Origin of the sequence: Micromonospora sp. LOL_024 (assembly GCF_048060415.1) — a bacterium.
Taxonomy (GTDB): Bacteria; Actinomycetota; Actinomycetes; order Mycobacteriales; family Micromonosporaceae; genus Micromonospora.
In genome coordinates this window covers 27473-52605 of sequence record NZ_JBHMIS010000017.1, presented here as the reverse complement: position 1 = coordinate 52605, position 25133 = coordinate 27473, and the positions used below count along the sequence as shown (strand labels likewise).

Here is a 25133-nt window from a genome sequence, read left to right as displayed (position 1 = left end):
GGATTCCTCAGTGGGCGGGCGCGGTGGCCGGGGTCGTCGTGGGTTCGGTGAGCCAGCAGGCGGCACTGCGGCCACCCAGCTCGACGGTGGGCGGCTCGGCGCCGCAGGGGGCGAAGGCGTGCGGGCAGCGCGGCCGGAACCGGCAGCCGGCCGGTGCGTTGGCCGGGTCGGGCACCTCGCCGGCGAGGGTGGCGGGCAGCCGTGGGGCGGGGCCGATCTGCGGCACCGCGTCGATCAGCGCCCGGGTGTACGGGTGCCGGGGGTCGCGCCACAGCTCGCGGGTCGGCGCGGTCTCGACGATCCGACCGAGGTACATCACGGCGGTGACGTCGGCGATCTCGTGCACCAGCGCGAGGTCGTGGGAGATGAACAGCATGCCCATGTCGAGGTCGCGGACCAGCCCGACGAGCAGGTTGACCACCTGGGCCTGCGACGAGGCGTCCAGGGCGGTGACCGGCTCGTCGGCGATGATCATCCGGGGTTGCGGGGCGAGTGCCCGGGCGATGGCGAGGCGCTGCCGTTGCCCGCCGGAGAACTGGTGCGGGTACCGCTCGGCGGCCGAGGCGGGCATGCCGACCCGGTCGAGCAGCTCGGGCACCCGGTCGCGGCGGGCCGCGCCGGTCACCGTCGCCGGCACACCGTCGAGCAGTTGCGCGCCGATGGTGCGCCGGGGGTTCAGTGAGGCGTACGGGTTCTGGAAGACCATCTGCAGGCCGATCTCGGTGTCCGGCCGGCGACGCCAACCCAACGGGGTGACCGGCTGCCCGGCGAGGCGGACCGTTCCGGCGCTCGGCGCGGCCAGCCCGACCGCTACCCGGGCCAGCGACGACTTGCCGCACCCGGACTCACCGACCAGGCCGACGACCTGCCCGGCTGCCACGTCCAGGCTGACACCGACGACCGCCGGCACCCGGCCACGTCCCCGGGACCGGTATTCGACCTCCACGTCGGTGATCTCCAGCAGGCTCGGCGTGTTCCGCTCGCTCATGCCGCCACCTCCAGATGCGGGCGGACCACGCAGGCCACCACGCGGTCGACGTCCGCCGGCGACAGTGGCGGCGGCGCATCCCCGCAGGACGGTTCGGCGTACCCGCAGCGGGGTTGGAACGGGCAGCCCGGCGGCGCCTGGCCCGGTGCCGGCGGTCCGCCGGGGATGGGCCGCAGCGTGCCCACGGACTGGGTGCCGTGCGGTCGGGCGCCGAGCAGCGCCGCAGTGTACGGGTGGGTGGGTGCGGTGAGCAGCGCGCCGGTGGGGCCGGTCTCCACCACCCGCCCTGCGTAGAAGACGTAGCCGCGTGTGGTCAGCGCGCTGAGCACCCCCAGGTCGTGGGTGATGAACGCGACGGCCAGCCCGGTCTCGGCGCGCAGCCGGTCGAACAGGGCGAGGATGCCGGCCTGCACGGTGACGTCGAGGGCGGTGGTCGGCTCGTCGGCGATCAGCAGTCGAGGGCGGGCGGCCAGGGCGATGGCGATGGCCGCCCGCTGCCGCATGCCACCTGAGAACTGGTGCGGGTAGGCCCGCAGGGCACGTTCCGGATCGGGGATGCGCACCTGGTCGAGCAGTTCCACCGCCCGCCGGGTCGCGGCGCGGCGGTCCAGCCGTAGGTGCACCCGCATGTGCTCGGTGAGTTGGCGACCGATGGTGAGCATCGGGTGCAGGGCGGCGGACGGATCCTGGAACACCATGGCGATGCCGGCGCCCCGGACCCGCTGCCAGCCCCGGCTGTCCAGGCCCAGCAGGTCGGTGCCGGCGAACCGGGCCGAGCCGCTGACCTGCGCGCCGTCCGGGAGCAGGCCGAGCAGGGTCTGCGCGGTGAGGCTCTTGCCGCAGCCGCTCTCCCCCGCGATACCGACCAGTTCTCCCTCGTCGACGGTGAGCGACACGTCGTGCAGGATCGGCAGCGGCCCGCGTGGGCCGGGCAGGGTGACGGCGAGGGAGTCGACGTCGAGCAGCGGCGCCATCTCAGCGTCCCTTCGCGTAGCGGGGGTCGAGCCGGTCGCGCAGCGCGTCGCCGAGCACGTTGAAGGCCATCACGGCGGTGAGGATGGCCAGGCCGGGGAAGACGCTGACCCACCACATCGACAGGTCCTGGGAGCCCAGGGCGACCATCGAACCCCACTCGGCGGCCGGTGGGCGGGGGCCCAGGCCCAGGAAGGAGAGCGCGGCGAGCAGCAGCACCGCGTTGCCGAGTTCCAGGGTGGCCAGCACGATCGCCGGGCCGATGCTGTTGGGCAGCACGTCGCGGCGCAGCGCGCGGACCGGACCGACGCCGAGCAGCCGCGCGGCACTGAGATAGTCGTCGCCGCGCATGCTGAGCACGGCGCTGCGGATGACCCGGGCGTAGACCGGCCAGGAGACGATGACCAGCGCGAGGACGGCGTTGCGGGTGTTCGGTCCGAAGGCGGCGGTCACCGCCATGGCCAGGATGATCTGCGGGAACGCGAAGACCAGATCGGTCAGTCGCATCAACGCCTCGTCGGCGAACCGGCCGACGTATCCGGCGACCAGCCCGAGTAGGCCACCGACGAGCAGGGCCAGCGAGACGATGGCCAGGGCCAGCGGGATGGACAGCCGGGCGCCGTGGACGACCCGGCTGAGGATGTCCCGGCCGAGCGAGTCGGTGCCGAACCAGTGCGCCTCCGACGGCGGTGCGTACCCGTCGGCGCTCTGGGCGAGCGGATCGTAGGGCGCGATGAGCGGGGCGAACAGCGCCACCAGCAGCCACCCGCCGAGGATGGCCAGGGCCGCCGCGGCGATCGGCTGCCGCCAGATCGGCCGGCTGGTCGGGCCGCCGCGCAGCCGGCCGAGCCAACGGCGCCGGGTCAGCGCCCGGTCCACCTTAGGGTCCGGGGCCACCGGGTCGGGGGCGATCGTCGTCATGACAGGCGGATCCTCGGGTCGATGAGCCCGTACAGCAGGTCGACGGTCAGGTTGACCAGCGTGTAGACCAGTGCCACGAAAAGGCTGACGCCGAGGATCGCGGGCAGGTCCAGGGCGGTGGCGCTGCGGTAGGCGTACTGGCCGAGGCCGGGCCAGCCGAAGATGCTCTCCACCAGCACCGTCCCGGACAGCAACGAGGCGAAGGCCAGGCCGGAGACGGTGACCACCGGGACCAGGCCGGCACGCAGCAGGTGCCGGCGCAGCACCACCCGGGTCGGCAGGCCCTTGGCGTACGCGGCCCGGATGTAGTCCTGCTGGAGCACCTCCAGCATCGCGGAGCGGACGAAGCGGACCAGCAGCGCCACGGTCAGTGACGTCAGTACCAGCACCGGCAGGACCAGGTGTTGGGCGGCGTCCCAGGCGACCGCCCACTGGCCGGCCAGCGCCGCGTCGACGGTGTACATGCCGGTGACGGTGGGCGGCGGGCTGTGGGCGGTGGAGAGCCGTCCACCGCTGGGGGCCAGGCCGAGCTGGTAGAAGAAGACGTAGAGCACCACGAGGGAGAGCCAGAACGGCGGGGTGGAGAGGCCGAGCAGGGCACCGACCCGGACGAGCTGGTCGGTGACCCGACCATTGCGGACCGCCGCGAGCATGCCGACGCCGGTGCCGATCAGCAGCGCCAGCAGCATGGTGGGAATGGCCAACTCCATCGTCGCCGGCACGTATCTCACCAGGTCGTCCAGGACCGCCCGCCCGGTCTGCTGGGAGGTGCCCAGGTCGCCGTGCAGCAGGTTGCCGAGGTAGTGCAGGTACTGCGCCCAGAGCGGCTGGTCCAGTCCCCACTTCTGGCGGAAGGCTGCCACCGTGGCCGGGTCGTTGAGCGCCTGGTCGGAGAGGTTGGCGGTGACCGGGTCACCGGGTACCACGTTGACCAGCCCGAACGTCACCACCGTGACGCCCAGCAGCAGGCCGGCGGTGATCGCCAGCCGCTTGGCCAGGAAGCCCAGCAGCGGGTACGCGCGTCGCGGCCGGGGCCGGGACGCGGTCGTGGTGACCGCGCCCGGCTCGCCGTTGTGGACCGTCGTCATGCTGCTCCGACTACTTGCGGCCGACCGCGGCCACGTCGACCTGCCAGCCGGCGGCGGAGTAGTCCGCACCGGTCAGGTCGGCGGTCGCCACCACCGTGGAGGAGTTGCTGGCCAGAACGATGTACGGCGACGACTGGTTCATCAGCCGCTGCCACTGCTGCATCGCGGTGGCGCGGGCGGCCAGGTCGAGGGTCTCGGTGACCTGCTCGCCGGCGGCCACGACGGCCGGGTCGGCCCGCTGCACGGTCCAGCCCGAGCGCAGCGCGGTGGCCTGGCCGGGCGCCATGTTGTTGATCAGTGAGTCGGCCACCGGGTAGTTCAGGCTCTGCGGGGTGAAGCCCAGGGGTGACTTCCCGCCGCGCATCTCGTCGAGGAAGGTGGTCAGCGGCTGCGGGTTCAGCTCCAGCGTGATGCCGGCCTCGGCGGCGTCGCCCTGCACCTTGGTGGCCACGGTGCCGAGATCCACCCCCTTGTAGGTGATCGCCGGATAGTTGAACTTCACCGTAGGGTTGTTGAGTCCGGCCTCGGCGAGCAGCGCCTCGGCCTTCGCCACGTCCCGGGTGGACGCCTCGCCCTCGGGCAGGGTGCCGGGGAAGGCCGGGGCGACCAGCCCGGCGCCGGGTGCGGCGCCCTCGCCGTACAGGGCGGCGATGCCCTGGTAGTCGATGGCGGCGCGCAGCGCCTGGTTGAACTTCGGGTTCGAGCTGACCGCGGACACGGCCGGGTCGGCGTTCAGAAAGAGGAAGTAGACGGTGTCCTGCACGCCGGAGGTCTGCAGGTTCCCGGGCAGGCCGTCGAGCAGCTTGCCGGAGATGTCCAGGGAGATCTCGGCGGCCTCCGCGCGCTGCATGGTCAGCTTCTGGGTCTGCACGTCCATGTTGCGCAGCACCACCCGGTCGAACTGCGGCTTGTCACCCCAGTAGTTCGGGTTGGCCTCCAGCACCACCTGGGCAGACGGGTCGTAGGACGTCAACACGTACGGGCCGCTGCCGATGGAGTTGGTGTCGAGGTACTGCTGCGCGGTGTCGCCCTGCGCTGCGTCCTCGCCGGCCTTGGCGCCGTTCTCCTGGGCGAGCTCGGCGTTGATCACACCGGTCGAGGGCATCGCCAGCACGACCGGCACGTTCGGGTTGGGCGTGGCCGAGGTGACCACGACGGTGCTGTCGTCGGTCTTGCTGACGCTCAACTCGCTGACGGTGACCGCTGGGCTGCCCTTGATGTTCTTCAACCGGTTGAGCGAGAACACCACGTCGTCGGCGGTGAGCGGGCTGCCGTCGGAGAAGGTCACGCCGGAGCGCAGCTTGAAGGTGAATCTCGTCGCGTCCGCCGACACCTGGTACGACTCGGCGAGCGCGGGGACCGGCGTGCCGACGTCGGAGCCCTCGAAGGTGAGCAGGGTGTCGTAGAGGGCGTGCACGGCGGTCAGGCCGGTTGCCTCGTAGACGCGGCCCGGGTCGAGGGTCTTGAGGACGAACGACGTGTTCACGGTGAGGGTCGTGGCCGCGCCACCGTTCGCGTTTCCACCGCCGCCACCCGCGGTGCAGGCGGTGGTGGAGATGACGGCCAGCGTCGCCAGAGCGAGTGCTCCGGCGCGGAGCCGGCGGGGGGACACCGACATGCTGTTCCTACCTTCGTGTGGCGCGGCTCGCTACTCGGATCCGCGGGGGCATCGACGGCCCGGCGGCACCACCATCCGGTGTGGGGTGCGCCCGGTTGCTGGTTGCGTCGGGTTTGGAAATGTGTCGTCGCAGGGTTGGATGTAGGCCGGACTCGCGTTCGTCCGGTTCATGCCCGGACGCGGCGTGTCTACCGGTACTAAACGACGCCATCTGTTGTTTGACCACCCTAAACAAAACCGTATAGCTTGGTCAAACATTTCCAGCCACACTGTTTCGGAGTGAGGACCCCATGCTCGGTGACCGACTGCGCGACCTGCGCCAGCAGCACTCCCTCACGCTGCGACAGCTCGCCACAGCCGCCGACGTGTCACCCGCCCTGCTCAGTCAGATCGAAAACGGCGCGACCGACCCGAGCCTGTCCACGCTGCGCAAGCTCGGCCAGGTCTTCGACAGATCCATCGCCGAACTCTTCTCCGAGCCGGAAGCGCCCCCGGTACACATCAGCCGGGTCGGCGACCGGAGCCTGCTCACCGCACCCCCCGGTCAGATCACCTACGAACGACTCACCCCCGGCCGGGGCGACCTTGAGGTGCTCCAGGCAAGACTCGCCCCCGGGGACGCCAGCTCGGCCGAGCCCTGGGCACATCCCTCCACCGAGTGCGCCATCATCGTCAGCGGCGAGGTGGTCGCCGAGATCGGCGGCGAGTCGTACACCCTGACCGCCGGCGAGGCCGTCACCTTCGACTCGCGCCTGGCCCACCTCTACCGCAACGCCAGCGACCAGCCGGCCCACCTGATCATCGCGGTCACCCCGCCCAACCCGTGACAGCGCGCCGCCGGGCGGCCCCTCGGCACAGCGAGTAGCGCCCGCCCCCGCCGTCAAGGGCTGGGCGCTACTCGTGCGCCTGGGTACCCAACGCCTCGGACTCCATGGTGACGGTCGTCGAGCAGGACGTGCCCGCGACGGCCGACCCGCCCGGCGACCTTGAAACGCAGGTCCAAGGTGATCTCCTGTCGCCGACATGGCGCCCGACACCGCCATAAACAGTTCAGCGTTTCGTTTATTCAGCATCTGCTGTACCGTATGCCTCCGTGGAGACACTGACCCTTGGCACCGTGCTGGCCCGCTTCGGGCATGCCCTGTCCGACCCGGTCCGGGCCCGCCTGCTGCTCGCCCTGCGCGAGGGTCCCGGCTACCCCGCCGAACTGGCCGACCTGCTCGGCACCAGCCGGCAGAACCTGTCCAACCACCTGGGCTGTCTGCGCGGTTGCGGCCTGGTCCTGGCGGTCACCGAAGGCCGCCGCTCCCGCTACGAGTTGGCCGACCCACGGCTCGCCCACGCGCTCGGGGACCTGATCGACCTCGTCCTGGCCGTCGACCCGGCAGCCTGCCCGACAGCCGACACCGACGACTGCTGCTGATGGGCGCGCCACTGCCGCTCGCCGCGAGCCTCCCGGCCGACGCCGCCGACGCCCGGCGGGTGGTGCTCGCCCGCCGGATCCGCTGGTTCGTCGCCGCCACCATCACCTACAACGTGGCCGAGGCCGTCGTCGCCATCACCGCCGGCACGATCGCGTCGTCCACGGCACTGATCGGCTTCGGCCTCGACTCGATCGTCGAGGTCTGCTCCGCCGCGGCTGTCGCCTGGCAGTTCAGCGGCGCCGACCACGAACGCCGCGAACGCGCCGCCCTCCGGGTCATCGCCATCTCGTTCTTCGCGCTCGCCGCGTACGTCGGCGTCGAGTCGGTACGCGCGCTGCTCGGCGCGGATCGGGCGGACCACTCCACCGTCGGACTCGTCCTCGCGGCACTGTCACTGGCGATCATGCCGATCCTGTCCGCCGCCCAACGCCGGGCCGGCCGGGAACTCGGCTCCGCCTCCGCCGTCGCGGACTCCAAACAGACGCTGCTGTGCACATACCTGTCCGCGGTACTGCTTGTCGGCCTGGCGGCCAACTCGCTCCTCGGCTGGTGGTGGGCCGACCCGGCAGCCGCCCTCGTCATCGCCGCCGTCGCCGTGAAGGAAGGCCGGGACGCCTGGCGGGGCGACGCCTGCTGCGCTCCCACCATCGATCCCGCGCGCCCTACCGACGGATGCGCCGCTGACTGCCGGTGCTCCGGCACCTGCGCGCACTGACCGGGGCCCGACGGCCGAGAACGAGCGCCCGCGCCAGCGGGGACGGTAGCTGACTGCCAACGGTCATGACTTCGTCCCGGCCGGGGTGGCCGCAGCCGGGCCGGCCGGTGGTCGGCCCGGCGCACCCGGGTGACGGCGACGACCATCCGCGTGACGTACGGTGAGACGATGACGGACATCGTGGCGACGATCCGCAGAGTGTGCCTGGACCTGCCCGAGGTGAGCGAGCGCCCGAGCCACGGCACTCCCGCCTGGTTCATCCGCGGGAAGAAGTCCTTCGCGCAGGTCTGGCCCGACGGCCACCACCAGAACGAGTTTCCCCACCTGTGGTGCGCCGCGCCGCCCGGCTCGGCCGTGGAGCTGATCGCGGCCAGCCCGCAGACGTACTTCCGTCCCCCCTACGTGGGGCATCGAGGCTGGGTCGGCGTACGCCTCGACACCGGCATCGACGAGGCCGAACTCGCCGAGGTGATCGAGGACGGGTACCGGTCGGTGGCCCCGGCGACCCTGCTGGCCCAGTTGGATTCGGCCGCCCCCCGGCAGTGACCCGCTGCGGACTGTAGCAGCGGGCACCGGACAGGGTTCAGGCGAGCGCCACGGCACCGTGCGTGGGGCACCGCAGCCCGAAGGCTCGCCGGCCGGGCCGCCTCAGGCCAACGACAGGAAGAGCTTTTCCATCTTCTCCAGGTTGACCTCCTGGTCCTCCCCGGGCGAGCCGCTGACGCACTGCTGCAGACCGCTGGCGATGATCTTGAATCCGGCCCGGTCCAACGCACGCGACACCGCCGCGAGTTGGGTCACCACCTCGGCGCAGTCACGCCCCTCTTCGAGCATGCCGATGACGCCCCGAATCTGACCCTCGGCCCGGCGGAGTCGCTTGACCACCTCGCCGACCGCATCATCGTCGACCTGCATCTCCCACCCCTCTCCACGTCCCGGCCAACAGTACACCGGGGGGTATGCCCAAGCCTTGACTCCGACCCGGGACGGGCACCCCTCACACCCCGCCGTTCCGACTCCTCTTCCGGCTGGCCGGATCACCGTACCGCCCCACACCTCCGTCGCTCGCGGCGCCGTTTGCGGTTGCCCGCTCGTTCGTACATACTCGGCACCACATACCCCAGGGGGTATACCGAAGATCATCGAACTGGACCGACGCTGCGACGGATGGAGTGTTCCGTGAACGCCAACAACAGCTCGCCGACCATTGACGTGCCCACCGCCCGGGCCCTGCTCGCCGCCAACCCGGACGTGCTGATCGTCGACGTGCGTACTCCCGGCGAGTTCGAGACCGCCCACGTCCCCGCCTCCATCAACCTGCCGCTGGAGCAGGTCGACGCACACCTGGGACGGATCGTCAACGACGCCGGCGGGCAGATCCTGCTGATGTGCCAGTCCGGCAACCGGGCCACCCAGGCCTGCACCAAACTCGCGAACGCGGGCCTCGACGGCGCCACCGTCATCACCGGCGGCATGAACGCCTGGATCACCGCAGGCGGTCCGGTCGAGCATGGTCGCGAGCGGTGGAACCTGGAGCGCCAGGTCCGCCTGGTCGCCGGTGGCATCGTCCTGCTCTCCGTCGTCGCCAGCATCTGGGTGCCGGCGGCACGGTTCGTGGCCGGCGCCGTCGGCGCCGGCCTGACCTTCGCCGCCCTGAGCGACACCTGCGCCATGGGTGCACTGCTGTCCCGGCTGCCGTACAACAGGGGGGCCGGCTGCGACGTCGACCGCTCCCTCACGCGGCTGCGCAACGAGAGGCGGGAGGCGTGAACGGTGCCGGCTACCCCCGGCCCGACCGCTCCGGCCCGGCCCGGGTGGTGCCGATGCTCGGGTGGCTACGTCACTACGAACGGGCCACCCTGCGCCACGACCTGATCGCCGGCCTGACGGTGGCGGTCATGCTGGTCCCCCAGAGCATGGCCTACGCGGCACTGGCCGGCATGCCACCGGTGACCGGCCTCTACGCCTCGATCGTGCCGCTGCTGGCCTACGCGCTGCTCGGCACCTCCGGCTCCCTCGCGGTCGGACCGGTGGCCATCACCGCGCTGATGACCGGCACCGCGCTGGCCCCACTCGCCGACGGCGACCCCACCCGCTACGCGGCACTCGCCGGCCTGCTCGCCGGCATGGTCGGGGTGATCCAGGTGTCGATGGGCGTGCTACGCCTCGGCGTACTGGTCAACTTCATGTCCCACTCGGTGCTGTCGGGCTTCACCTCCGCCGCCGCGATCGTCATCGCGGCCAGCCAGGTCAAGGACCTGCTCGGGCTCGACGCCGGACGGGCGGAGACCTTCCCGGAGATCGCCGGATCGCTCTGGCGCTCGGCCACCACCGCGCACGGCGTGACGATCCTCGTCTCGCTGGTCAGCATCGCCGGCCTGGTGCTGCTGCGCCGCCACGTGCCGAAGCTGCCCGGCGCCCTACTCGTGGTGGCCGGCGTCACCGTGCTCAGCGCGGCGTTCTCCCTAGGCGCCCGTGGTGTGGAGATCCTCACCGAGGTCCCCGGCGGATTGCCGGCACCCGTCCTGCCCACCCTGGCCGGCCAGGACGTGCGGGCGTTGCTGCCCGCCGCCGTGGCGATCGCGCTGGTGGCCTACATGGAGGGCATTGCCGTGGCCAAGGCACTCGCGGCACGGACCCGCCAGCAGATCAGCCCCAATCAGGAGCTGACGGCGGTAGGTTCGGCCAACGTCGCGGCCGGGATCTTCCAGGCGTTCCCGGTGGCCGGCGGCTTCTCCCGCAGCGCGGTGAACTTCTCCGCCGGCGCACGCACACCGCTGGCCACCGTGTTCACCGCGCTGATGGTGGCCCTCACCGCACTGTTCCTGACGCCCGCCTTCCACCACCTGCCCAAGGCCGTGCTCGCCGCCATCGTGGTGGTGGCGGTGCTCGGTCTGATCGACCGGAGGGCCGCGGTCACCGCGTGGCGGACCCGCCGGTCCGACGGTCTGACGCTCGCACTCACCTTCCTGGTCACCCTGATGCTCGGGGTCGAGCCAGGACTGGCGGCCGGCGTGGCGTTCAGCCTCTCGGTCTTCCTGTGGCGATCCGCCCGGCCACACCTGGCCGAACTCGGGCGCGTGCCGGACACGGACACGTACCGCAACCTGGACCGCCACACCGGCCTGCACACCGACCCACGGATCGCGATCGTCCGGGTGGACGGGCCGCTGTACTTCGCCAACGCCCAACACCTGGAGGATCGGCTGCTCGCCCTGGCCGAGCAGCGGGAGGCGCTGGACGCGATCGTGCTCGATGCGAGCGCGATCAGCGACACCGACGTCGACGGCGCCCACGCGGTCGCCGAACTGCGCGAACGCCTCGCCGGGCACGGCGTGGCGTTGCACCTGGCGACCGTCCGGGGACCGGTGCGGGACCTGCTCGGGCGGGCGGGCGTGTGGCAGCTGGTGCACGCGGCCGGCCACGTCCACCGGGATGTCACCGCCGCGCTCGCGGCCGTCGGTGGGCCACCGGGACCGCCGGACCGCCCGCAGGTCGTACCCGCATCCGTGCCGCAGGAGGTGCTGTAGCCGTGCCCGACCGATTCGCCACCATGTTTACCTGCATCGACGGGCGGATCCAGCGCCCGCTCGACAGTTGGGTACGAGGCCATCTCGCCGTCGACTACCTGGACACGATCACCGAGCCCGGACCGGAGGCCGTGTTGACCACCATCGGAGGATCGTGGCTGGACGCCCTCCTGGAGAAGGTGCGGATCTCCCAGCTGGCCCACGGCAGCGGGACGCTGGTCGTCGCGGCCCACTCGGACTGTGCCGGGAATCCGGTGTCGGTGGCCGAACACCACCGCCAGCTGCGCGAGGGGCTGGCCCGGTTGACCACTCGGCTGCCCGGCACCCGGCTGCTCGCCGTACACGCCGACCGGTGCGGCGATCGGTGCTGGGCCCCCGAACTCGTCGCGGAGATCTCCACCGCACTCGTCGCGGCGGTCACACCGGCGTCCGCCGCGCCCTAGTCGCAGGCAGACCCCGAGGTCCATCTCTGACAGAAGTCCATTGGCCGCGACCACTGAGAGAAGGAGCTGGCAATGCAGTTCACCCAGTACTATCTCGACTGCCTTTCCCAGGCGTCGTACCTGATCGCCGACGACACCACCGGACGGGCCGTCCTGGTGGATCCGCGCCGCGACATCGAGGAGTACCTCGCGGACACCCGTGCTCGCGGGTTGAGGATCGAAGGTGTGATCAACACCCACTTCCACGCCGACTTCCTCGCCGGCCACCTCGAGGTCGCCGCCGCGACCGGCGCCTGGATCGGCTACGGCCAACGCGCCGAGACCGAGTACCCGATCCGCAAGCTGACCGACGGGGAACGGATCAGCCTCGGTGACGTGACCCTGCAGATCATGGAGACGCCGGGCCACACCCCCGAGTCGATCAGCGTGCTGGTCCACGAGCACGCCGACGATCCCGTCCCGTACGGAGTGCTGACCGGCGACGCGCTGTTCATCGGCGACGTCGGCCGACCCGACCTGCTCGCCTCACTCGGCGTGACCGCCGACGAACTGGGCGTCATGCTCTTCGAGAGCGTGCACCACAAGCTCATGGGCCTACCCGACGAAGTGCGGGTCTTCCCGGCCCACGGCGCGGGTTCGGCCTGCGGGAAGAACCTCTCGACACAGCGCCAGTCCACCATCGGTGAGCAGCGCCGCACCAACTACGCCTGCGCCCCGATGAGCGAGGAGCGGTTCGTCACGCTGGTCACCGGCGGTCAGCCGGCGGCACCCGGCTACTTCGCCTTCGACGCGGTACTCAACCGCAAGGCCCGTGACCTGTTCGACCACGCCCGGCAAGCACGCCCGCTCGGGCCCGTCGAGTTCCTCGCCGCGCGAGCGGCAGGTGCCGTCGTAGTCGACACCCGCGATCCGCAGGCGTACGCCACCGGGCACGTCCACGGCGCGATCAACATTCCCGCCGGCGGTCGGTTCGCCGAGACCGCCGGCAGCGTCGTCGCGCCCGACCAGACCATCCTCGTGGTGGCCGACCCGGATCGCGAGGAGGAGATTGTCATCCGGCTCGCCCGGATCGGATTCGACCACGTCGCCGGTTTCCTGCGGGAACCCGAGCAAGCCTTCCTTGGGATGGTCGACGACCTGACCCGGGCCAGTCGGGTCACCGCCACCGAACTGAGTGAGGCGCTGGCCGGTAGCGAACCGCCGTGCGTACTCGACGTCCGCAAGGCCGGCGAACGCGACCAGGGTGCCATCGACGGCTCACTGCACATCCCGCTGGCGGAGCTGCCCCGGCGGCTTCACGCAGTGCCCGACGGTCGGCCCATCGTCGTGCACTGCGCCGGGGGCTACCGCTCCGCCGTCGCCGCCAGCCTGCTGCGCCAGGCCGGCCGGAAGGACGTCTCGGACCTGCTCGGCGGCTACGGCGCCTGGCAGACGCTTCGTCAGCCCACCCCGGCAGCCTGAGCACCGGCCCGGCGGGTGTGGCCAGGCAGACGACAGCCCACCCGCCCGGCCGGCACACCCGGCGGGGCCCGGCGGTCGGCGCCGCACGGGCCATGCCGGCTCGCGACGTCAGGGGACGGGTGCCCCGGCGTACAGGTCGCCGAGGAGCGCGGCCGGCGCCCGCATCCGCCAGGCGTCGGTGACCAGTTCGTCGAGCCGGTCGACGGATACCTCTGCCAACCGCAGCATGACCAGGGGCAGCCCCTCGTAGCCGGGCGTGGTGAAGAAGAGGTCAGGCTCGCCGAGGAGTAGTGCCTGCTTCTCGGCCTCGTCGCCGACGTAGAGCACCGCGATGTCGGTGCGGATGACCCGCGGCCTGCCGGGTTGACGCTCCGGGTAGGACCAGACGAACCCCTTGTCGGCGACCCGGAGGTCGAAGCCGTCACTGTCGATCTCCACGGCGTGCGGCAACGCCAGGGCCAGGCGCCGGACGTCCTCTGCATCAGCCACCGAAACTCCCCCGGGTCAACGACTGCGGCATGCCGACAGGTTAGTCATCAGGTCCGACAGCGCCCGCTGATCAGGGTGACGCGGCGGCCGGACCCGACAGTCGCGGTGTTCGCTGGCAGATGACCAGCCTCAGGGTAGTGAGCAGCGCAGAGCCTATCGCCACCACCTGCCCGGCCGAACCACCACAACGGGGGGCGCGGGTTTCGGCGTGCCCTCGTCGGGCAGGGGGATATCTGACAGGCAGTAGCGAGGAGGAGTACGCGATGACTGATCCCAGGTACCTGCCGATCGCGCTGACCACGACAGGCGAGCTGACCGCCGACCACGGCGACGACGGCACCGGCGACCTGGTCGGCGCGGACGACGCGGCGGCCGACACGGCCCGCACCGACGCCGACCTGACCGGAGCCCAGCGGGACACCGACCCGACTCCGGTCGGTGTCGCCGAGTCCGACCGGCGGCGCGTGGCCGGCGAAGGGTGAGACCGATCCGTCAGCGATGCGGCCCCGGGGCGGCGTCCCGAAGCCGCATCCGACCGTAACACTTCGACGCACCTAAATATTGCGTTGATGTTTCGACACGCCGTAAGCTGCCGTGGGAGCGCTCCCGGCGGCTCCGTCCATGCCGCCGGGGGTGCAATACCACCACGAGCAGATTGCGACGGTCCACCATGAAGCATCCACCGCGCCACCTGCGGCGCCTGCTGGTCGCGGCCGGCGCCGTCGGCGCACTTACCCTCGGCGCGCTGACGGCCCTGCCCACCACCAACGCGGTGGCCGCTGCCGGCTGCTCCGTGGCCTACTCCACGAACAGCTGGTCCGGCGGATTCACCGCGAGCGTCATCGTGACCAACCTCGGCGACGCGGTCAGCAACTGGACCCTGGGATTCGCCTTCCCGCACAGTGGCCAACGGCTCACCCAGGGCTGGTCGGCGACGTGGAGCCAGAGCGGCAACGCCGTCACGGCGCGGAGCCAGAGCTGGAACGGCTCGTTGGCCACCGGCGCCAGCACCAACATCGGCTTCAACGGCAGCTTCACCAGCGCCAACCCGTCGCCAACGTCGTTCACCCTCAACGGCACGGTCTGCACGGGCTCGACCACGCCGACCACACCACCGCCGCCCACCACACCGCCGCCCACCACACCGCCGCCCACCACACCGCCGCCGGGCGGCCAGACGCCGGTGGCCATCAACGGGCAGCTGCGGGTCTGCGGGGTCAACCTCTGCAACCAGCACGGCCGGCCGATCCAGCTGCGCGGCATGAGCACCCACGGCATCCAGTGGTTCGGCAACTGCTACAACAACGCCTCGCTCGACGCGCTCGCCACCGACTGGCGCTCCGACCTGTTCCGTATCGCCATGTACGTGCAGGAACAGGGCTACGAGACCGACCCGGCCGGGTTCACCAACCGGGTGAACAACCTGGTCGAGGAGGCTACCAGGCGGGGCATGTACGCGATGATCGACTTCCACACGCTCACTCCCGGTGACCCGATGTTCAACCTGGAACGGGCCAAGACCTTCTTCGCCGCGGTGTCGGCGCGGCACGCCTCGAAGAACAACGTGATCTATGAGATCACCAACGAGCCCAACGGCGTCAGCTGGTCGACCATCAAGAACTACGCCGAGCAGGTCATCCCGGTGATCCGGGCCAACGACCCGGACGCGGTGATCATCGTGGGTACCCGGGCGTGGTCGTCGCTAGGTGTCTCCGAGGGGTCCAACCACTCCGAGATCGCCAACAACCCGGTCAACGCCAGCAACGTCATGTACGCGTTCCACTTCTACGCCGCGTCCCACAAGGACAACTACCGCGCCGAGGTGGAGCGGGCCGCCGCCCGGCTGCCACTGTTCGTCACCGAGTTCGGCACAGTGGACTACACCGGCGACGGCGCGGCCGACCTGGCCAGCAGCACCCAGTGGCTCAACCTGCTGGACCGGCTGAAGATCGGGTACGCGAACTGGACGTTCTCCGACAAGGCCGAGGGCAGCGCCGCATTGCGGCCCGGCACCTGCAACGGCAGCAACTACACCGGTACCTCGGTGCTCACCGCGTCCGGCGCCTTCATGCGGGAGCGCATCCGTACGCCGGACAACTTCCCCACCAGCTGAACTGAGCGCACCACCACCCCTGCGGCCCCGGCGGAACACCGCCGGGGCCGCGGTGCGCGCAACGTGCGCCGCTGGCGCACCGGCCCGCCGGGCAGTCACTCACCCGCTCACCGGCTCGATCAGCGAGTCGGCCGGTCCGGACGAGCCCGCCGGATACTCCCGCAGCGGCACCGCGCCAGCCTGCCAGGCGGCCAGCACCGGCTCGACGATGCGCCAGCACTCCTCGGCCACGTCACCGCGCACCGACAGGGTCGGATCACCCTCGAACGCGCCGCGCAGCACCTCACCGTACGCCGGCAACTCGCCGGGGCCGAAGTCCGCCGTCAGCTGGACCTGGTCCAGGTCGAAGGGGTTGCCGGGGCCGTTGATGTTCAGGTCGAGGCCCAACCGGTCGGGACCGAAACCGATTCGTAGCCGGTCGGGTTGCTCGTAGCCGGTCAACCCGTCGGGCACCCGGGCCGGCTGTTTGAAGGTGATCACCGCCTCCTTGCGCACGGCGGCCAGGGCCTTGCCGGACCGCAGCCGGAACGGCACCCCAGCCCAGCGCCAGTTGTCCACGGCCAACACGATCTCGGCGAGCGTCTCGGTGCCTCGGGCCGGATCGACACCGGGCTCGGCGGCATAGTCGGGCAGCCGGCGTCCTTCCACCTCACCTGCCGCGTAACGGGCCCGTCGGCTGGCCGCCACCGGGTCGTCCCGCCACAGCCGGGTAGCCCGCAGCACCTGCGACTTTCGGCTACGCACCTCCTCGGCACCCAGCGTGGGCGGAGGCTCCATCGCGAGCAGGGCGAGTACCTGGAGCAGGTGGGACTGCACCATGTCCACCAGCGCACCGGCGCCGTCGTAGTAGCCGGCCCGGCTCTCCAGGCCGAGGGTCTCGTCGAAGACGATGTCCACGCAGGCCACGTGCGCCGAGTTGAGCACCGGCTCGAAGATCCGGTTGGCGAAGCGAAGACCGAGCAGGTTCAGCACCGTCGACTTGCCGAGAAAGTGGTCGATCCGGTGTACCTGGTTCTCCGGTACGAGGATGCCCAGCAGCTCGTTGAGTGAGCGGGCCGAGATCCGGTCGACGCCGAACGGCTTCTCCAGCATCAGCCGGGTACCGGGCGGCACGCCGATGCGGGCCAGTGCGGCGGCCGACCGGGCGGTCACCATCGGCGGCAGCGCAAAGAAGATCACCAGCGGCCCGGAGCAGTCCCCCAGCAGCAGCCGCAGGTCCTCCTCACTCGTCACGTCGGCAGGCACGTACCGCGTCTGTCGAATCACCTCGGACTCGACGTCACCGTCCGCGCCGACCGTGGCGAAGGCGTCGGCGACCCGGCCACGCCACCGCTCGTCGTCCCAGGCCTCCGTGCTGCTGCCGATCAGCCGCAGCCCGGGGACCGCCCCACTGGCCAGCAGCCGGCCCAACCCGGGCAGCAGCAGCCGCCCGGTCAGGTCACCGCTGGCGCCGAGCACCAGCAGCGTCTGCCGTACGACCGTGGTGACGGGATCTCCGGGAGCGGTGGTGGGGGCGTTCGGGGCCGGCTTCGTCATGCCACCACCATGCCCTGTCCCGGCGACGGGCAGACACCGGACCCCGGACGATCCACGTATGGCAGGCTGGTCTCACCCGCTGGCCGGACGACGCTGGTGGGGAGCCGACCCTGCGAGGAGACGATCTACCCGATGGCTGCGGACGTCACCACCACCGAGGAGTGGCAGGCCCTGCGCAAGCACGCCGACGAGATCCGCGGCACGCATCTGCGTGACCTGTTCGCCGCCGACCCGGACCGCGGCGAACGGCTGACCGTCGGGGCGGCCGGCCTCTACGTCGACTACAGCAAGAACCTGGTCACCGACGAGACGCTACGGCTGTTGACCGCGCTCGCCGAGCGGATCGGGCTCGGTGACCGGATCGCCGCGATGTTCGCCGGCAGCCACATCAACGGCACAGAGGATCGGGCCGTGCTGCACACCGCGCTGCGACTGCCCCGCGACGCCGCACTCACCGTCGACGGCCAGGACGTGGTGGCCGACGTGCACGCGGTGCGCGAACGGATGGCCGAGTTCGCCGACAAGGTCCGGTCGGGGCGGTGGCGCGGACACACCGGCGAGCGGATCCGCACCGTGGTCAACATCGGCATCGGCGGCTCCGACCTGGGGCCGGTGATGGCGTACGAGGCGCTCAAGGCGTACCGCGACGCGGGCGTCAGCTGCCGCTTCGTGTCGAACATCGACCCCACCGACATCCACGACACCACCGTCGACCTGGAGCCGGCCACCACCCTCTTCGTGGTGGTGTCGAAGACCTTCACCACCCAGGAGACCCTGGCCAATGCCGAGCAGGCCCGACGTTGGCTGCTGGCCGGGCTCGGCGCCGACGACGACGCGGTGGCGCGCCACTTCGTCGCGGTCAGCACCAACGCCCAGCGGGTGCGGGACTTCGGCATCGACCCGGCGAACATGTTCGGCTTCTGGGACTGGGTCGGTGGCCGGTACTCGCTGCCCTCCGCGGTCGGCCTGTCGGTGATGCTGGCCATCGGGCCGGTCCGCTTCGACGAGTTGCTCGGCGGCTACCACGCCGTGGACGAGCACTTCCGGACCGCGCCACCGGCCCACAACGCCCCCGTACTGCTCGGCCTGCTCAACATCTGGTACGTCAACTTCCTGGGCGCCCAGACCCACGCGGTGTTGCCGTACTCGCAGTACCTGCACCGTTTCCCGGCCTACCTACAGCAGTTGACCATGGAGAGCAACGGCAAGTCGGTACGCACCGACGGCCAGTCGGTGTCGTACGACACCGGGGAGATCTTCTGGGGCGAGCCCGGCACCAACGGACAGCACGCCTTCTACCAGCTGCTGCACCAGGGCACCCGGCTGGTGCCCGCGGACTTCATCGGCTTCAGCGAGCCCAACCACGACATCGGCGACATGCACGACCTGTTCATGTCGAACTTCTTCGCCCAGACCGCCGCTCTGGCCTTCGGCCGCACCGCCGAACAGGTCGCGGCAGAGGGCACTCCGGCGGAACTGGTGGCGCACCGGGTGATGGCCGGCAACCACCCGACCACATCGATCGTGGCCGACCGGCTCACCCCGGCCACCCTCGGAGCGTTGATCGCCCTCTACGAACACATCGTCCTCACCGAGGGCGCGATCTGGGACGTCAACCCGTTCGATCAGTGGGGTGTCGAGCTGGGCAAGGTGATGGCGAACCAGCTCGCCCCGCTCCTCACCGGCGACCGTCCGAAGCTCGACGACCTCGACTCCTCCACCGCCGCACTGATCGCCCGTTACCGCACCCAGCGACAGCGCGACTAACGAGTTGATCAGGGGGTTCTGGTCGCCATTTCGTCCCGCTTGACGCCTGGCGTCAGGTGCCGTAAATGCCCGACCGCACGAGAGCGGGTGGGCAGGCCGGCGATCTGTCATGCAAATGTCACGCAACCGTGCGGGTGGCTCCAAGGTCGTTGCGCAAGGTAGTGGTCGATCGGGACGGCGCGTCGGGTCGCCGACGTCGACGACGAAGGAGACCGCTGTGGTGATGCCGTGGCCTTGGCCGATGCCCGACGACCACTCCTTCCGCGCGCTCTGGGACCAGCCGCAGGAGCACGACGAGGATGTCCGTCTCGCCGCGCTGGTCGCCCAGCGGCTCAGCGCCGACTGGACGACCCGCCGGCAGCAGATCACGGTGATGGTGCAGAACCGGGTCGTGATCCTCACCGGTCTGGTCGCCAGCACCGAGACCCGCCGGGCCGCCGCCGAGTTGGCCTGGGACATCGAGGGCGTACTGGACGTGTGCAACGCCCTGCGGCTCGTCGGTCACCGACGCGGCCGGCGCTGAACTCCGGCCAGTTCGCAGCGCCCGGCACCGGCGCTGCGAACGGGCCGGACAGCCGCGTAATCAGCGGTGGGCTTGGAGCCCTGCGAGCGCCTCAGCCCGGCTGCGTACAACCGGGAACACCTCGTCGAGGCGGGTGACCTGCAGGACCTGACGGATCAACGGCGAGGTCGCCACGACGCAGAGCGACGCGCCACGTTCGGCGGCGGCCCGGTCCGCGCGGACGAGCAGCCCGAGGGCGGTGGAGTCGACAAGGTCCGTGCGGGCCAGGTCGACCAGGACATGCCCGCCCATGTCGGCCGCGTGCCGCAGCGCCATCCGCAGGGTGTCACCGGTGTCGAGGTCGACGTCACCCGCGACGGTCACCACGGTCACGTCACCGAGGTGCTCGATGCCGAGGATGCCACCGGGCCCCCCGCCGGAGGCCGGGCCGAGGCGGGTGCAGTGCGCGCAACGGTGTGCGCCGTCGGCCAGGGGAGAGCCACTCCAGCCGTACTCGGACACCAGTGGCCACACCACCTCACCGTCGGAGGGCACTCGGGGCTCGGCGACGGTGTCACCGCAGTTGTCGCAGGTCAAGGTGACCAGGTGGTCATCCAGGACGACGGCCATGGCGTGCTCCTTTCCCAGGTCGGACGGGCCGGTCCCCCACCTTGCCGGCGCCAGGTGGCGGGGATCGCGCGGACACGTGACGGTTGAGTGACGAATCGGCTTCCTGCTGCTGGCGGGTCGGATGGGTGACGGGAGGGCGACGCCCCTCGTCCGCTTTGAGATGATAGGCGCAGAGAGATCAACCAGTCACTGCACGCGACGGGAGGTCGCAGGATGCGAGCTGGATTGCCCACCGACGAACCAGTCGGCACCTTGGAAGTGGTACACCGCTTCCGGGGCCCGATGCCGACCGGCGTGACCGTCTCGCACCGCGGGCGGATCTTCGTGAACTTTCCGCGCTGGGGCGACGAGGTCCCGGCGACCGTGGTGGAGTTGCGCCGCGGACGTGAGGTCCCCTTCCCCGACCTGGAGTGGAACACCCCGTCCGGTGATGACGACGCGTCGGCGTTCGTGTCGGCGCAGAGCGTCGTGGTCGACCCCATCGACCGGCTCTGGGTGCTCGACACTGGTAGCCCGATGTTTCAGCCGACCTCGCCCGGCGGGCCCAAGCTGGTCCGGGTCGACCTGAGGACCGACACCGTCGCCCAGGTGATCACCTTCCCGCCCGACGTGGTGCTGTCCACGTCGTACCTGAACGACGTGCGCTTCGACCTGCGACGCGGGGAGGCGGGGCTGGCCTACATCACCGACTCCGCCGACGGCGCCCCGAACGCGATCATCGTGGTCGACCTGGCCAGCGGTATGTCATGGCGCCGGCTCAACGACCACCGGTCCACCAAGGCCGAGTCGCTGGCGAATTTCCGCCCGGTGGTCGAGGGGCGGCCATTCATGGTCCGCCCGCCGGACGGACCGCCCCAGCCGTTGGGCGTCGGCGTTGACGGCATCGCGATCTCCGCCGACGGCACCCGGCTGTACTACTGCGCCCTCGCCACCCGCCGCTGGTACAGCGTCGCCACCGACGTGCTGGCCGATGCCGCGCACAGCGAGGACGAGGTCGCCGCCACCGTGGTCGACGAGGGCGACAAGGGCGGCGGCGCCGACGGCCTGGAATCCGACGACGCCGGCCGGCTGTACCTGACCAACTACGAGCACAACGCGGTGCTGCGCCGCCGGCCCGACGGCGAGTACGAGACGGTCGTGCACGACGCCCGCCTGCTCTGGCCGGACACCCTGAGCGTTGCCACGAACCGGCACCTCTACGTCATCGCCAACCAGGTGCACCGCCAGCCTCCGTTCAACCGCGGGCGGGACCTGCGACGCAAGCCGTACGCCCTGTTCCGCACCCGGATCGACGCCGGGCCGGTTCTGCTGCGGCCATGACCGCCGGCGCGCACCTCGATCGGGTGGTCGTACCGCCCGATCGGGGTGCCCTGCCGGTTGCCCCCGTAGCGTCGGGGCGGAAATGCCGACGAGGTGAGGAGCGGGTCGTGACCGAGCCGGAGGAAGAGCGCGAGAAGAGCGCGAAGACCGATCCGGTGTTGTTCTCCCCCGACGGCGACCCGCACCACAACCTGGCGCAGGCGCCCCAGCCCGACGAACACCTCCCGGCGACGTACTCCCACGACGGTGAGACCGACGTGGTCGACGGCGACCAGTAGGGGTCAGGACGTCGACCGGGCGGCGGCCAACTCATCGGCGTACTCGGCCAGCTCACGCCCGTCCGCGGCGTAGGCGACGAGCCGGCCGTGGACCATGGTGGCCGAACGGAACGAGAACGTCCGGACGCCCGGATAGGCGGCCAGCAGTGGGATGGTGCGAGGCGGGCCGCCGGGTGCGGAGTGGTAGTCGAGCCGGGCCACGTGATCGGCGACCACGCCGTTGACCCGTACCTTGGTCTTCTCGCTCCGGGTGTCGAAGGTGACCGGCGCTTCGGTGCCGTAGCGGACGCACTCCACCTGCCCCCGGCACACGAAGAAGTAGCGCGGGTTGGCCACGTCCGCCAGGCGGTACGCCTTGAAGGTGGGATCCGCGCCGGCGGGCAGCGGCTGCACGGCGAAGAACGCCAACACGCCGACGGACGCGACGGCCGCGCGCAGCCGCGCCCGGCCGCTGGTGGTCGGACGCCCCGGTCGGCCGGCCACGACCGCGACCGCGCCGAAGCCCGCCACGCAGAGCACGCCCACGCCGAGCGTACGGGCGTTCTCGAAGAGGAACTGCACGCCGGACCGGGTCGAGACGGGACCCAGGACCGCGCCCAGCGACAGCACCATGCTGGCCAGCAGGACGACCCCGGCCAGCCGCCGGGTCACCCCGACGGAACCGACCAGCAGCATCGCCGCCAGCACCGTCCACACCTGGTGGTGTGTCCAGGAGACTGGGGACGCGGCGACGGTGGCGCAGCCGACCAACACCGCGGCGTGTCCGGGGTGGCCCTGCCCGGCCAGCCGCCGGGCCCGCAGCAACGCCAGCGCGCAGATGCCGGCGACCAGAGCGGCCCAGACCAGCGGCAGGGACCTCTGGTCCATGCCGAGCCGCAGCAACATCCCGTGTACGGACTGGTTGCCCAACGACGCCAGGTTGCCGATGCGGGAGGTCTGCGCGACCGTGCCCGCCCAGTAGGTCAGGCTCTCCGCCGGCAGGAACACCAGTGCGAGCGCGCCGCAGGCGACGAAGGTGGCGCTCGCGCGAGCCGCGTCACGGTACCGCCCACAGACCAGGAAGTAGAGCACGAACAGCAACGGAGTCAGCTTGATCGCGGCGGCCACCCCGACCAGCACCCCACGCACCCGCGAGGGCGCGGCCGTGCCGTCGAGCAGCGCCATCAGCACGATGAAGATGCTCACCTGGCCGAATCGCAGGTTGCTCTGCACCGGCGCGGAGAGCATCAGGACCGTGGCGACCGCCGCGACCAGCACGGGTGTCGACATTCGGACGCGCGCGACGTCGTGATCCAGGCTCCGGGGATGCGCCACGGTGTGACCGGTCGCCAACACGCGACCGACCGGTACGGCGATGGCGACCACCGCCGCACAGGTTGCCGCCAGCCAGAGCGCCTCGACCACGCCGAGCGGCAGGGCGGTGATGGGCCACAGGACCAGGGCCGCGAACGGCGGATAGGTGAACGGTCCCCCATTGTCCGCCACGTACTCGTACAGCGGGCGACCGGCCCGCAGGTCGGCCAACGCCCCGTGGTAGATGTGCAGGTCGGACAGGCGGTCGGAGCGCCGGAGCACCAGTGCGATGGAGACCAGCGCGGCCAGCGAGAAACCCGCCCACAGCAGTCCGACCCGACGATCCCCCATGGACAGATAGTAGAAGTTCGGGACCGCTCGCCGCAGCCTCGGCGCCGCTCGCCGCTGTGCCGTCGCCGCGCCCTGTTCCGCGCTGCGGAATGCCACGACAATCATCTATGTTCCTGAGCCGGACGAGTTGGGGCATCGGGCAGCCCTCGATCGGAACGTCGCCCTGTCCACTCTCCGTCCGGAGGACTTTGTTCAATGAGAACGACGATCAGACTGTGGTGTGCCGCCCTGGCGGCCCTCGCCCTGGCGGCGCTGGCCGCGCTGTCGGTCCCGGCACCGGCGTCGGCGGCGACGCTGACCGAGGTGACCAACTTCGGCACCAATCCGAGCAACCTACGCATGTACCTGTACGTCCCGGACCGGGTCGCACCTCGACCGGGCCTGCTCGTGGCAGTGCACTACTGCACCGGCACCGGCCCGGCGATGCACTCCGGCACCCAGTTCGCGACCCTGGCCGACCAGTACGGCTACATCGTGATCTACCCGTCGGTGACCCGCAGCAGCCAGTGCTTCGACGTGTCCTCGCAGCAGGCGCTGCGCCGTGGTGGCGGCAGTGACCCGGTGGGCATCATGTCGATGGTGGACCACGTCCGGGGGCGCTACGCCATCGACCCAGCCAAGATCGCCGTCGCCGGCACCTCGTCGGGAGCGATGATGACCAACGTCCTGCTCGGGCTCTATCCGGACGTCTTCCGCGCCGGAGCCGCTTTCGCCGGTGTACCGTTCGGCTGCTTCGCCACCACCGGAGGCTCGGAATGGAACAGCGAGTGCGCCAACGGGCAGCTCATCCGGACCCCACAGCAGTGGGGTGACCTGGTCCGCAACGCGTACCCCGGGTACTCCGGTGCGCGGCCACGGATGCAGATCTGGCACGGCACCAACGACGAGATTTTGCGCTATCCGAACTTCGGTGAGCAGATCAAACAGTGGACGAATCTGCATGGACTGAGCCAGTCACCTACCTTCACCGACACCCCGCAGTCCGGCCTCACCCGCACCCGCTACGGCGGTTCGGGCGGCACCGCGCCGGTCGAGGCGATCAGCATGCAGGGGGTGTCGCACAACCTGCCGGTCGACGCCCGCCAGGCGATTCGGTTCTTCGGCCTGGACAACGCCACTCCCACCCCCACCCCGACCCCCACCCCCACCCCGACCCCGACCCCCACCCCCACGCCGACCCCCACCCCGACCCCCACCCCCACCCCCACCACTCCCCCGCCGACGACGCCGCCGCCGGGCGGCGGCTGCCGGGTCGGATACGCGGTCAACGCCTGGAACACCGGGCTGACCGCTTCGGTGACCATCACCAACACCGGTGGCACGGCCGTCAACGGCTGGAGCCTGGCCTTCACGCTGCCCGCCGGGCAGACGATCACCAACGGCTGGAACGCCACGTACTCCCCGACCTCCGGGGCGGTGACCGCCCGTAATGTCTCCTACAACGGCACCATCGCGCCCAACGGGTCGGTCAGCATCGGCTTCCAGGCCACCCACACCGGCAACACCGGCCGCCCGGCCTCGTTCACCCTCAACGGCAGCCCCTGCACGGTCGCCTGACCCCAGCTGACGCCGACCCGTACGGCGCCCCGGTGCCGGTGCTCGCGCGGCCTTCCGTCGCACGGGCGCCGGCACCGGCGCACACCTGTTGGTTTTATCGAAGGGTCTCTATATATTTGACCGGACCAGGAAAGCGC

Annotated in this window: 25 protein-coding genes; 15 read left to right on the top strand and 10 right to left on the bottom strand. The window is 71.0% G+C overall.

The window, feature by feature from the left end; genetic code table 11:
- Window positions 1–7: 7 nt before the first annotated feature.
- Genes ACFHWY_RS18190 through ACFHWY_RS18170 form a run of 5 tightly spaced genes read right to left on the bottom strand, consistent with a single transcriptional unit; the run spans window position 8 to window position 5587 of the window.
- A complete protein-coding gene (locus tag ACFHWY_RS18190; RefSeq protein WP_416581397.1) occupies window positions 8–988 on the bottom strand; it encodes an ABC transporter ATP-binding protein in 981 nt (326 codons plus the stop codon).
- Window positions 985–1962 (bottom strand): ABC transporter ATP-binding protein, encoded by a 978-nt coding sequence (locus tag ACFHWY_RS18185; RefSeq protein WP_416581396.1) that lies wholly within the window; start codon window positions 1960–1962, stop codon window positions 985–987. The genes ACFHWY_RS18190 and ACFHWY_RS18185 overlap by 4 nt, the downstream gene beginning before the upstream one ends.
- A gap of 1 nt (window position 1963) precedes the next feature.
- Window positions 1964–2881, bottom strand: coding sequence for an ABC transporter permease (locus tag ACFHWY_RS18180; protein WP_416581395.1), 918 nt, complete (start codon window positions 2879–2881; stop codon window positions 1964–1966).
- On the bottom strand, window positions 2878–3969 hold the full coding sequence (locus tag ACFHWY_RS18175; RefSeq protein ID WP_416581394.1) for an ABC transporter permease: 1092 nt from the start codon (window positions 3967–3969) through the stop codon (window positions 2878–2880). The genes ACFHWY_RS18180 and ACFHWY_RS18175 overlap by 4 nt, the downstream gene beginning before the upstream one ends.
- Window positions 3970–3979: 10 nt before the next feature.
- Window positions 3980–5587, bottom strand: a complete 1608-nt coding sequence (locus tag ACFHWY_RS18170; protein ID WP_416581393.1) for an ABC transporter substrate-binding protein — start codon at window positions 5585–5587, stop codon at window positions 3980–3982.
- Window positions 5588–5877: 290 nt separating this feature from the next.
- On the opposite strand from ACFHWY_RS18170, the gene ACFHWY_RS18165 reads away from it, so the two are divergent.
- From ACFHWY_RS18165 to ACFHWY_RS18150, 4 genes are all read left to right on the top strand, one after another.
- Complete coding sequence (locus tag ACFHWY_RS18165; RefSeq protein ID WP_416581392.1) at window positions 5878–6414, top strand: cupin domain-containing protein; 537 nt, start codon at window positions 5878–5880, stop codon at window positions 6412–6414.
- Window positions 6415–6680: 266 nt separating this feature from the next.
- Window positions 6681–7010 (top strand): ArsR/SmtB family transcription factor, encoded by a 330-nt coding sequence (locus ACFHWY_RS18160; RefSeq protein ID WP_416581391.1) that lies wholly within the window; start codon window positions 6681–6683, stop codon window positions 7008–7010.
- On the top strand, window positions 7010–7726 hold the full coding sequence (locus tag ACFHWY_RS18155; protein WP_416581390.1) for a cation transporter: 717 nt from the start codon (window positions 7010–7012) through the stop codon (window positions 7724–7726). Before ACFHWY_RS18160 ends, ACFHWY_RS18155 begins: the two co-directional genes overlap by 1 nt.
- Before the next feature lie 168 nt (window positions 7727–7894).
- Window positions 7895–8272: an MmcQ/YjbR family DNA-binding protein gene (locus tag ACFHWY_RS18150; protein WP_416581389.1), complete on the top strand. Its 378-nt coding sequence runs from the start codon at window positions 7895–7897 to the stop codon at window positions 8270–8272.
- A gap of 102 nt (window positions 8273–8374) precedes the next feature.
- On the opposite strand, the gene ACFHWY_RS18145 is transcribed toward ACFHWY_RS18150, so the two are convergent.
- Window positions 8375–8641, bottom strand: coding sequence for a metal-sensitive transcriptional regulator (locus tag ACFHWY_RS18145; RefSeq protein ID WP_416581388.1), 267 nt, complete (start codon window positions 8639–8641; stop codon window positions 8375–8377).
- Between the two features lie 264 nt (window positions 8642–8905).
- On the opposite strand from ACFHWY_RS18145, the gene ACFHWY_RS18140 reads away from it, so the two are divergent.
- The 4 genes from ACFHWY_RS18140 to ACFHWY_RS18125 all read left to right on the top strand — a co-directional run bounded on the left by ACFHWY_RS18140 (window position 8906) and on the right by ACFHWY_RS18125 (window position 13160).
- Window positions 8906–9496 carry a rhodanese-like domain-containing protein gene (locus ACFHWY_RS18140; RefSeq protein WP_416581387.1) on the top strand — a complete coding sequence of 197 codons (591 nt, stop codon included), beginning with the start codon at window positions 8906–8908 and terminating at the stop codon, window positions 9494–9496.
- Window positions 9493–11256 (top strand): SulP family inorganic anion transporter, encoded by a 1764-nt coding sequence (locus ACFHWY_RS18135; protein WP_416581386.1) that lies wholly within the window; start codon window positions 9493–9495, stop codon window positions 11254–11256. The genes ACFHWY_RS18140 and ACFHWY_RS18135 overlap by 4 nt, the downstream gene beginning before the upstream one ends.
- Window positions 11257–11258: 2 nt before the next feature.
- Entirely contained in the window at window positions 11259–11699 is a 441-nt protein-coding gene (locus ACFHWY_RS18130) for a carbonic anhydrase (RefSeq protein WP_416581385.1), read from the top strand.
- 72 nt (window positions 11700–11771) lie between these two features.
- A complete protein-coding gene (locus ACFHWY_RS18125) occupies window positions 11772–13160 on the top strand; it encodes an MBL fold metallo-hydrolase (protein WP_416581384.1) in 1389 nt (462 codons plus the stop codon).
- Window positions 13161–13268: 108 nt separating this feature from the next.
- On the opposite strand, the gene ACFHWY_RS18120 is transcribed toward ACFHWY_RS18125, so the two are convergent.
- Complete coding sequence (locus ACFHWY_RS18120; protein WP_416581383.1) at window positions 13269–13649, bottom strand: MmcQ/YjbR family DNA-binding protein; 381 nt, start codon at window positions 13647–13649, stop codon at window positions 13269–13271.
- Between the two features lie 263 nt (window positions 13650–13912).
- On the opposite strand from ACFHWY_RS18120, the gene ACFHWY_RS18115 reads away from it, so the two are divergent.
- On the top strand, window positions 13913–14131 hold the full coding sequence (locus ACFHWY_RS18115) for a hypothetical protein (protein WP_416581382.1): 219 nt from the start codon (window positions 13913–13915) through the stop codon (window positions 14129–14131).
- A gap of 188 nt (window positions 14132–14319) precedes the next feature.
- Window positions 14320–15762 (top strand): cellulase family glycosylhydrolase, encoded by a 1443-nt coding sequence (locus ACFHWY_RS18110; RefSeq protein WP_416581381.1) that lies wholly within the window; start codon window positions 14320–14322, stop codon window positions 15760–15762.
- Window positions 15763–15861: 99 nt separating this feature from the next.
- Here the strand turns inward: ACFHWY_RS18110 and ACFHWY_RS18105 are convergent, their stop codons facing one another.
- Window positions 15862–17298: a glucose-6-phosphate dehydrogenase gene (locus tag ACFHWY_RS18105; RefSeq protein ID WP_416581380.1), complete on the bottom strand. Its 1437-nt coding sequence runs from the start codon at window positions 17296–17298 to the stop codon at window positions 15862–15864.
- Between the two features lie 132 nt (window positions 17299–17430).
- Here ACFHWY_RS18105 and pgi point away from each other — a divergent pair, with 132 nt between their 5' ends.
- Window positions 17431–19065, top strand: a complete 1635-nt coding sequence (gene pgi, locus ACFHWY_RS18100) for a glucose-6-phosphate isomerase (protein ID WP_416581379.1) — start codon at window positions 17431–17433, stop codon at window positions 19063–19065.
- Between the two features lie 223 nt (window positions 19066–19288).
- Window positions 19289–19588: a BON domain-containing protein gene (locus tag ACFHWY_RS18095; RefSeq protein WP_416581378.1), complete on the top strand. Its 300-nt coding sequence runs from the start codon at window positions 19289–19291 to the stop codon at window positions 19586–19588.
- A gap of 60 nt (window positions 19589–19648) precedes the next feature.
- Here ACFHWY_RS18095 and ACFHWY_RS18090 read toward each other — a convergent pair whose 3' ends face one another.
- Window positions 19649–20197 (bottom strand): STAS domain-containing protein, encoded by a 549-nt coding sequence (locus ACFHWY_RS18090; RefSeq protein WP_416581377.1) that lies wholly within the window; start codon window positions 20195–20197, stop codon window positions 19649–19651.
- A 213-nt stretch (window positions 20198–20410) separates the two neighbouring features.
- Here ACFHWY_RS18090 and ACFHWY_RS18085 point away from each other — a divergent pair, with 213 nt between their 5' ends.
- Window positions 20411–21517 (top strand): L-dopachrome tautomerase-related protein, encoded by a 1107-nt coding sequence (locus tag ACFHWY_RS18085; protein WP_416581376.1) that lies wholly within the window; start codon window positions 20411–20413, stop codon window positions 21515–21517.
- Window positions 21518–21624: 107 nt separating this feature from the next.
- The gene (locus ACFHWY_RS18080; protein ID WP_416581375.1) at window positions 21625–21795 is read left to right on the top strand and encodes a hypothetical protein; all 171 of its coding nucleotides are present in this window, start codon (window positions 21625–21627) and stop codon (window positions 21793–21795) included.
- A 3-nt stretch (window positions 21796–21798) separates the two neighbouring features.
- Here ACFHWY_RS18080 and ACFHWY_RS18075 read toward each other — a convergent pair whose 3' ends face one another.
- Window positions 21799–23544: a glycosyltransferase 87 family protein gene (locus tag ACFHWY_RS18075; RefSeq protein WP_416581374.1), complete on the bottom strand. Its 1746-nt coding sequence runs from the start codon at window positions 23542–23544 to the stop codon at window positions 21799–21801.
- A gap of 90 nt (window positions 23545–23634) precedes the next feature.
- Here ACFHWY_RS18075 and ACFHWY_RS18070 point away from each other — a divergent pair, with 90 nt between their 5' ends.
- The gene (locus ACFHWY_RS18070) at window positions 23635–24996 is read left to right on the top strand and encodes a PHB depolymerase family esterase (RefSeq protein WP_416581373.1); all 1362 of its coding nucleotides are present in this window, start codon (window positions 23635–23637) and stop codon (window positions 24994–24996) included.
- Window positions 24997–25133 lie beyond the last annotated feature (137 nt).

Bases quoted from the DNA above. Each gene is read 5' to 3' on its own strand.
- ACFHWY_RS18190 (WP_416581397.1), bottom strand. From the start codon at position 988: ATGAGCGAGCGGAACACGCCGAGCCTGCTGGAGATCACCGACGTGGAG.
- ACFHWY_RS18185 (WP_416581396.1), bottom strand. From the start codon at position 1,962: ATGGCGCCGCTGCTCGACGTCGACTCCCTCGCCGTCACCCTGCCCGGC.
- ACFHWY_RS18180 (WP_416581395.1), bottom strand. From the start codon at position 2,881: ATGACGACGATCGCCCCCGACCCGGTGGCCCCGGACCCTAAGGTGGAC.
- ACFHWY_RS18175 (WP_416581394.1), bottom strand. From the start codon at position 3,969: ATGACGACGGTCCACAACGGCGAGCCGGGCGCGGTCACCACGACCGCG.
- ACFHWY_RS18170 (WP_416581393.1), bottom strand. From the start codon at position 5,587: ATGTCGGTGTCCCCCCGCCGGCTCCGCGCCGGAGCACTCGCTCTGGCG.
- ACFHWY_RS18165 (WP_416581392.1), top strand. From the start codon at position 5,878: ATGCTCGGTGACCGACTGCGCGACCTGCGCCAGCAGCACTCCCTCACG.
- ACFHWY_RS18155 (WP_416581390.1), top strand. From the start codon at position 7,010: ATGGGCGCGCCACTGCCGCTCGCCGCGAGCCTCCCGGCCGACGCCGCC.
- ACFHWY_RS18150 (WP_416581389.1), top strand. From the start codon at position 7,895: ATGACGGACATCGTGGCGACGATCCGCAGAGTGTGCCTGGACCTGCCC.
- ACFHWY_RS18145 (WP_416581388.1), bottom strand. From the start codon at position 8,641: ATGCAGGTCGACGATGATGCGGTCGGCGAGGTGGTCAAGCGACTCCGC.
- ACFHWY_RS18125 (WP_416581384.1), top strand. From the start codon at position 11,772: ATGCAGTTCACCCAGTACTATCTCGACTGCCTTTCCCAGGCGTCGTAC.
- ACFHWY_RS18115 (WP_416581382.1), top strand. From the start codon at position 13,913: ATGACTGATCCCAGGTACCTGCCGATCGCGCTGACCACGACAGGCGAG.
- ACFHWY_RS18110 (WP_416581381.1), top strand. From the start codon at position 14,320: ATGAAGCATCCACCGCGCCACCTGCGGCGCCTGCTGGTCGCGGCCGGC.
- ACFHWY_RS18105 (WP_416581380.1), bottom strand. From the start codon at position 17,298: ATGACGAAGCCGGCCCCGAACGCCCCCACCACCGCTCCCGGAGATCCC.
- pgi (WP_416581379.1), top strand. From the start codon at position 17,431: ATGGCTGCGGACGTCACCACCACCGAGGAGTGGCAGGCCCTGCGCAAG.
- ACFHWY_RS18095 (WP_416581378.1), top strand. From the start codon at position 19,289: ATGCCGTGGCCTTGGCCGATGCCCGACGACCACTCCTTCCGCGCGCTC.
- ACFHWY_RS18090 (WP_416581377.1), bottom strand. From the start codon at position 20,197: ATGGCCGTCGTCCTGGATGACCACCTGGTCACCTTGACCTGCGACAAC.
- ACFHWY_RS18085 (WP_416581376.1), top strand. From the start codon at position 20,411: ATGCGAGCTGGATTGCCCACCGACGAACCAGTCGGCACCTTGGAAGTG.
- ACFHWY_RS18075 (WP_416581374.1), bottom strand. From the start codon at position 23,544: ATGATTGTCGTGGCATTCCGCAGCGCGGAACAGGGCGCGGCGACGGCA.
- ACFHWY_RS18070 (WP_416581373.1), top strand. From the start codon at position 23,635: ATGAGAACGACGATCAGACTGTGGTGTGCCGCCCTGGCGGCCCTCGCC.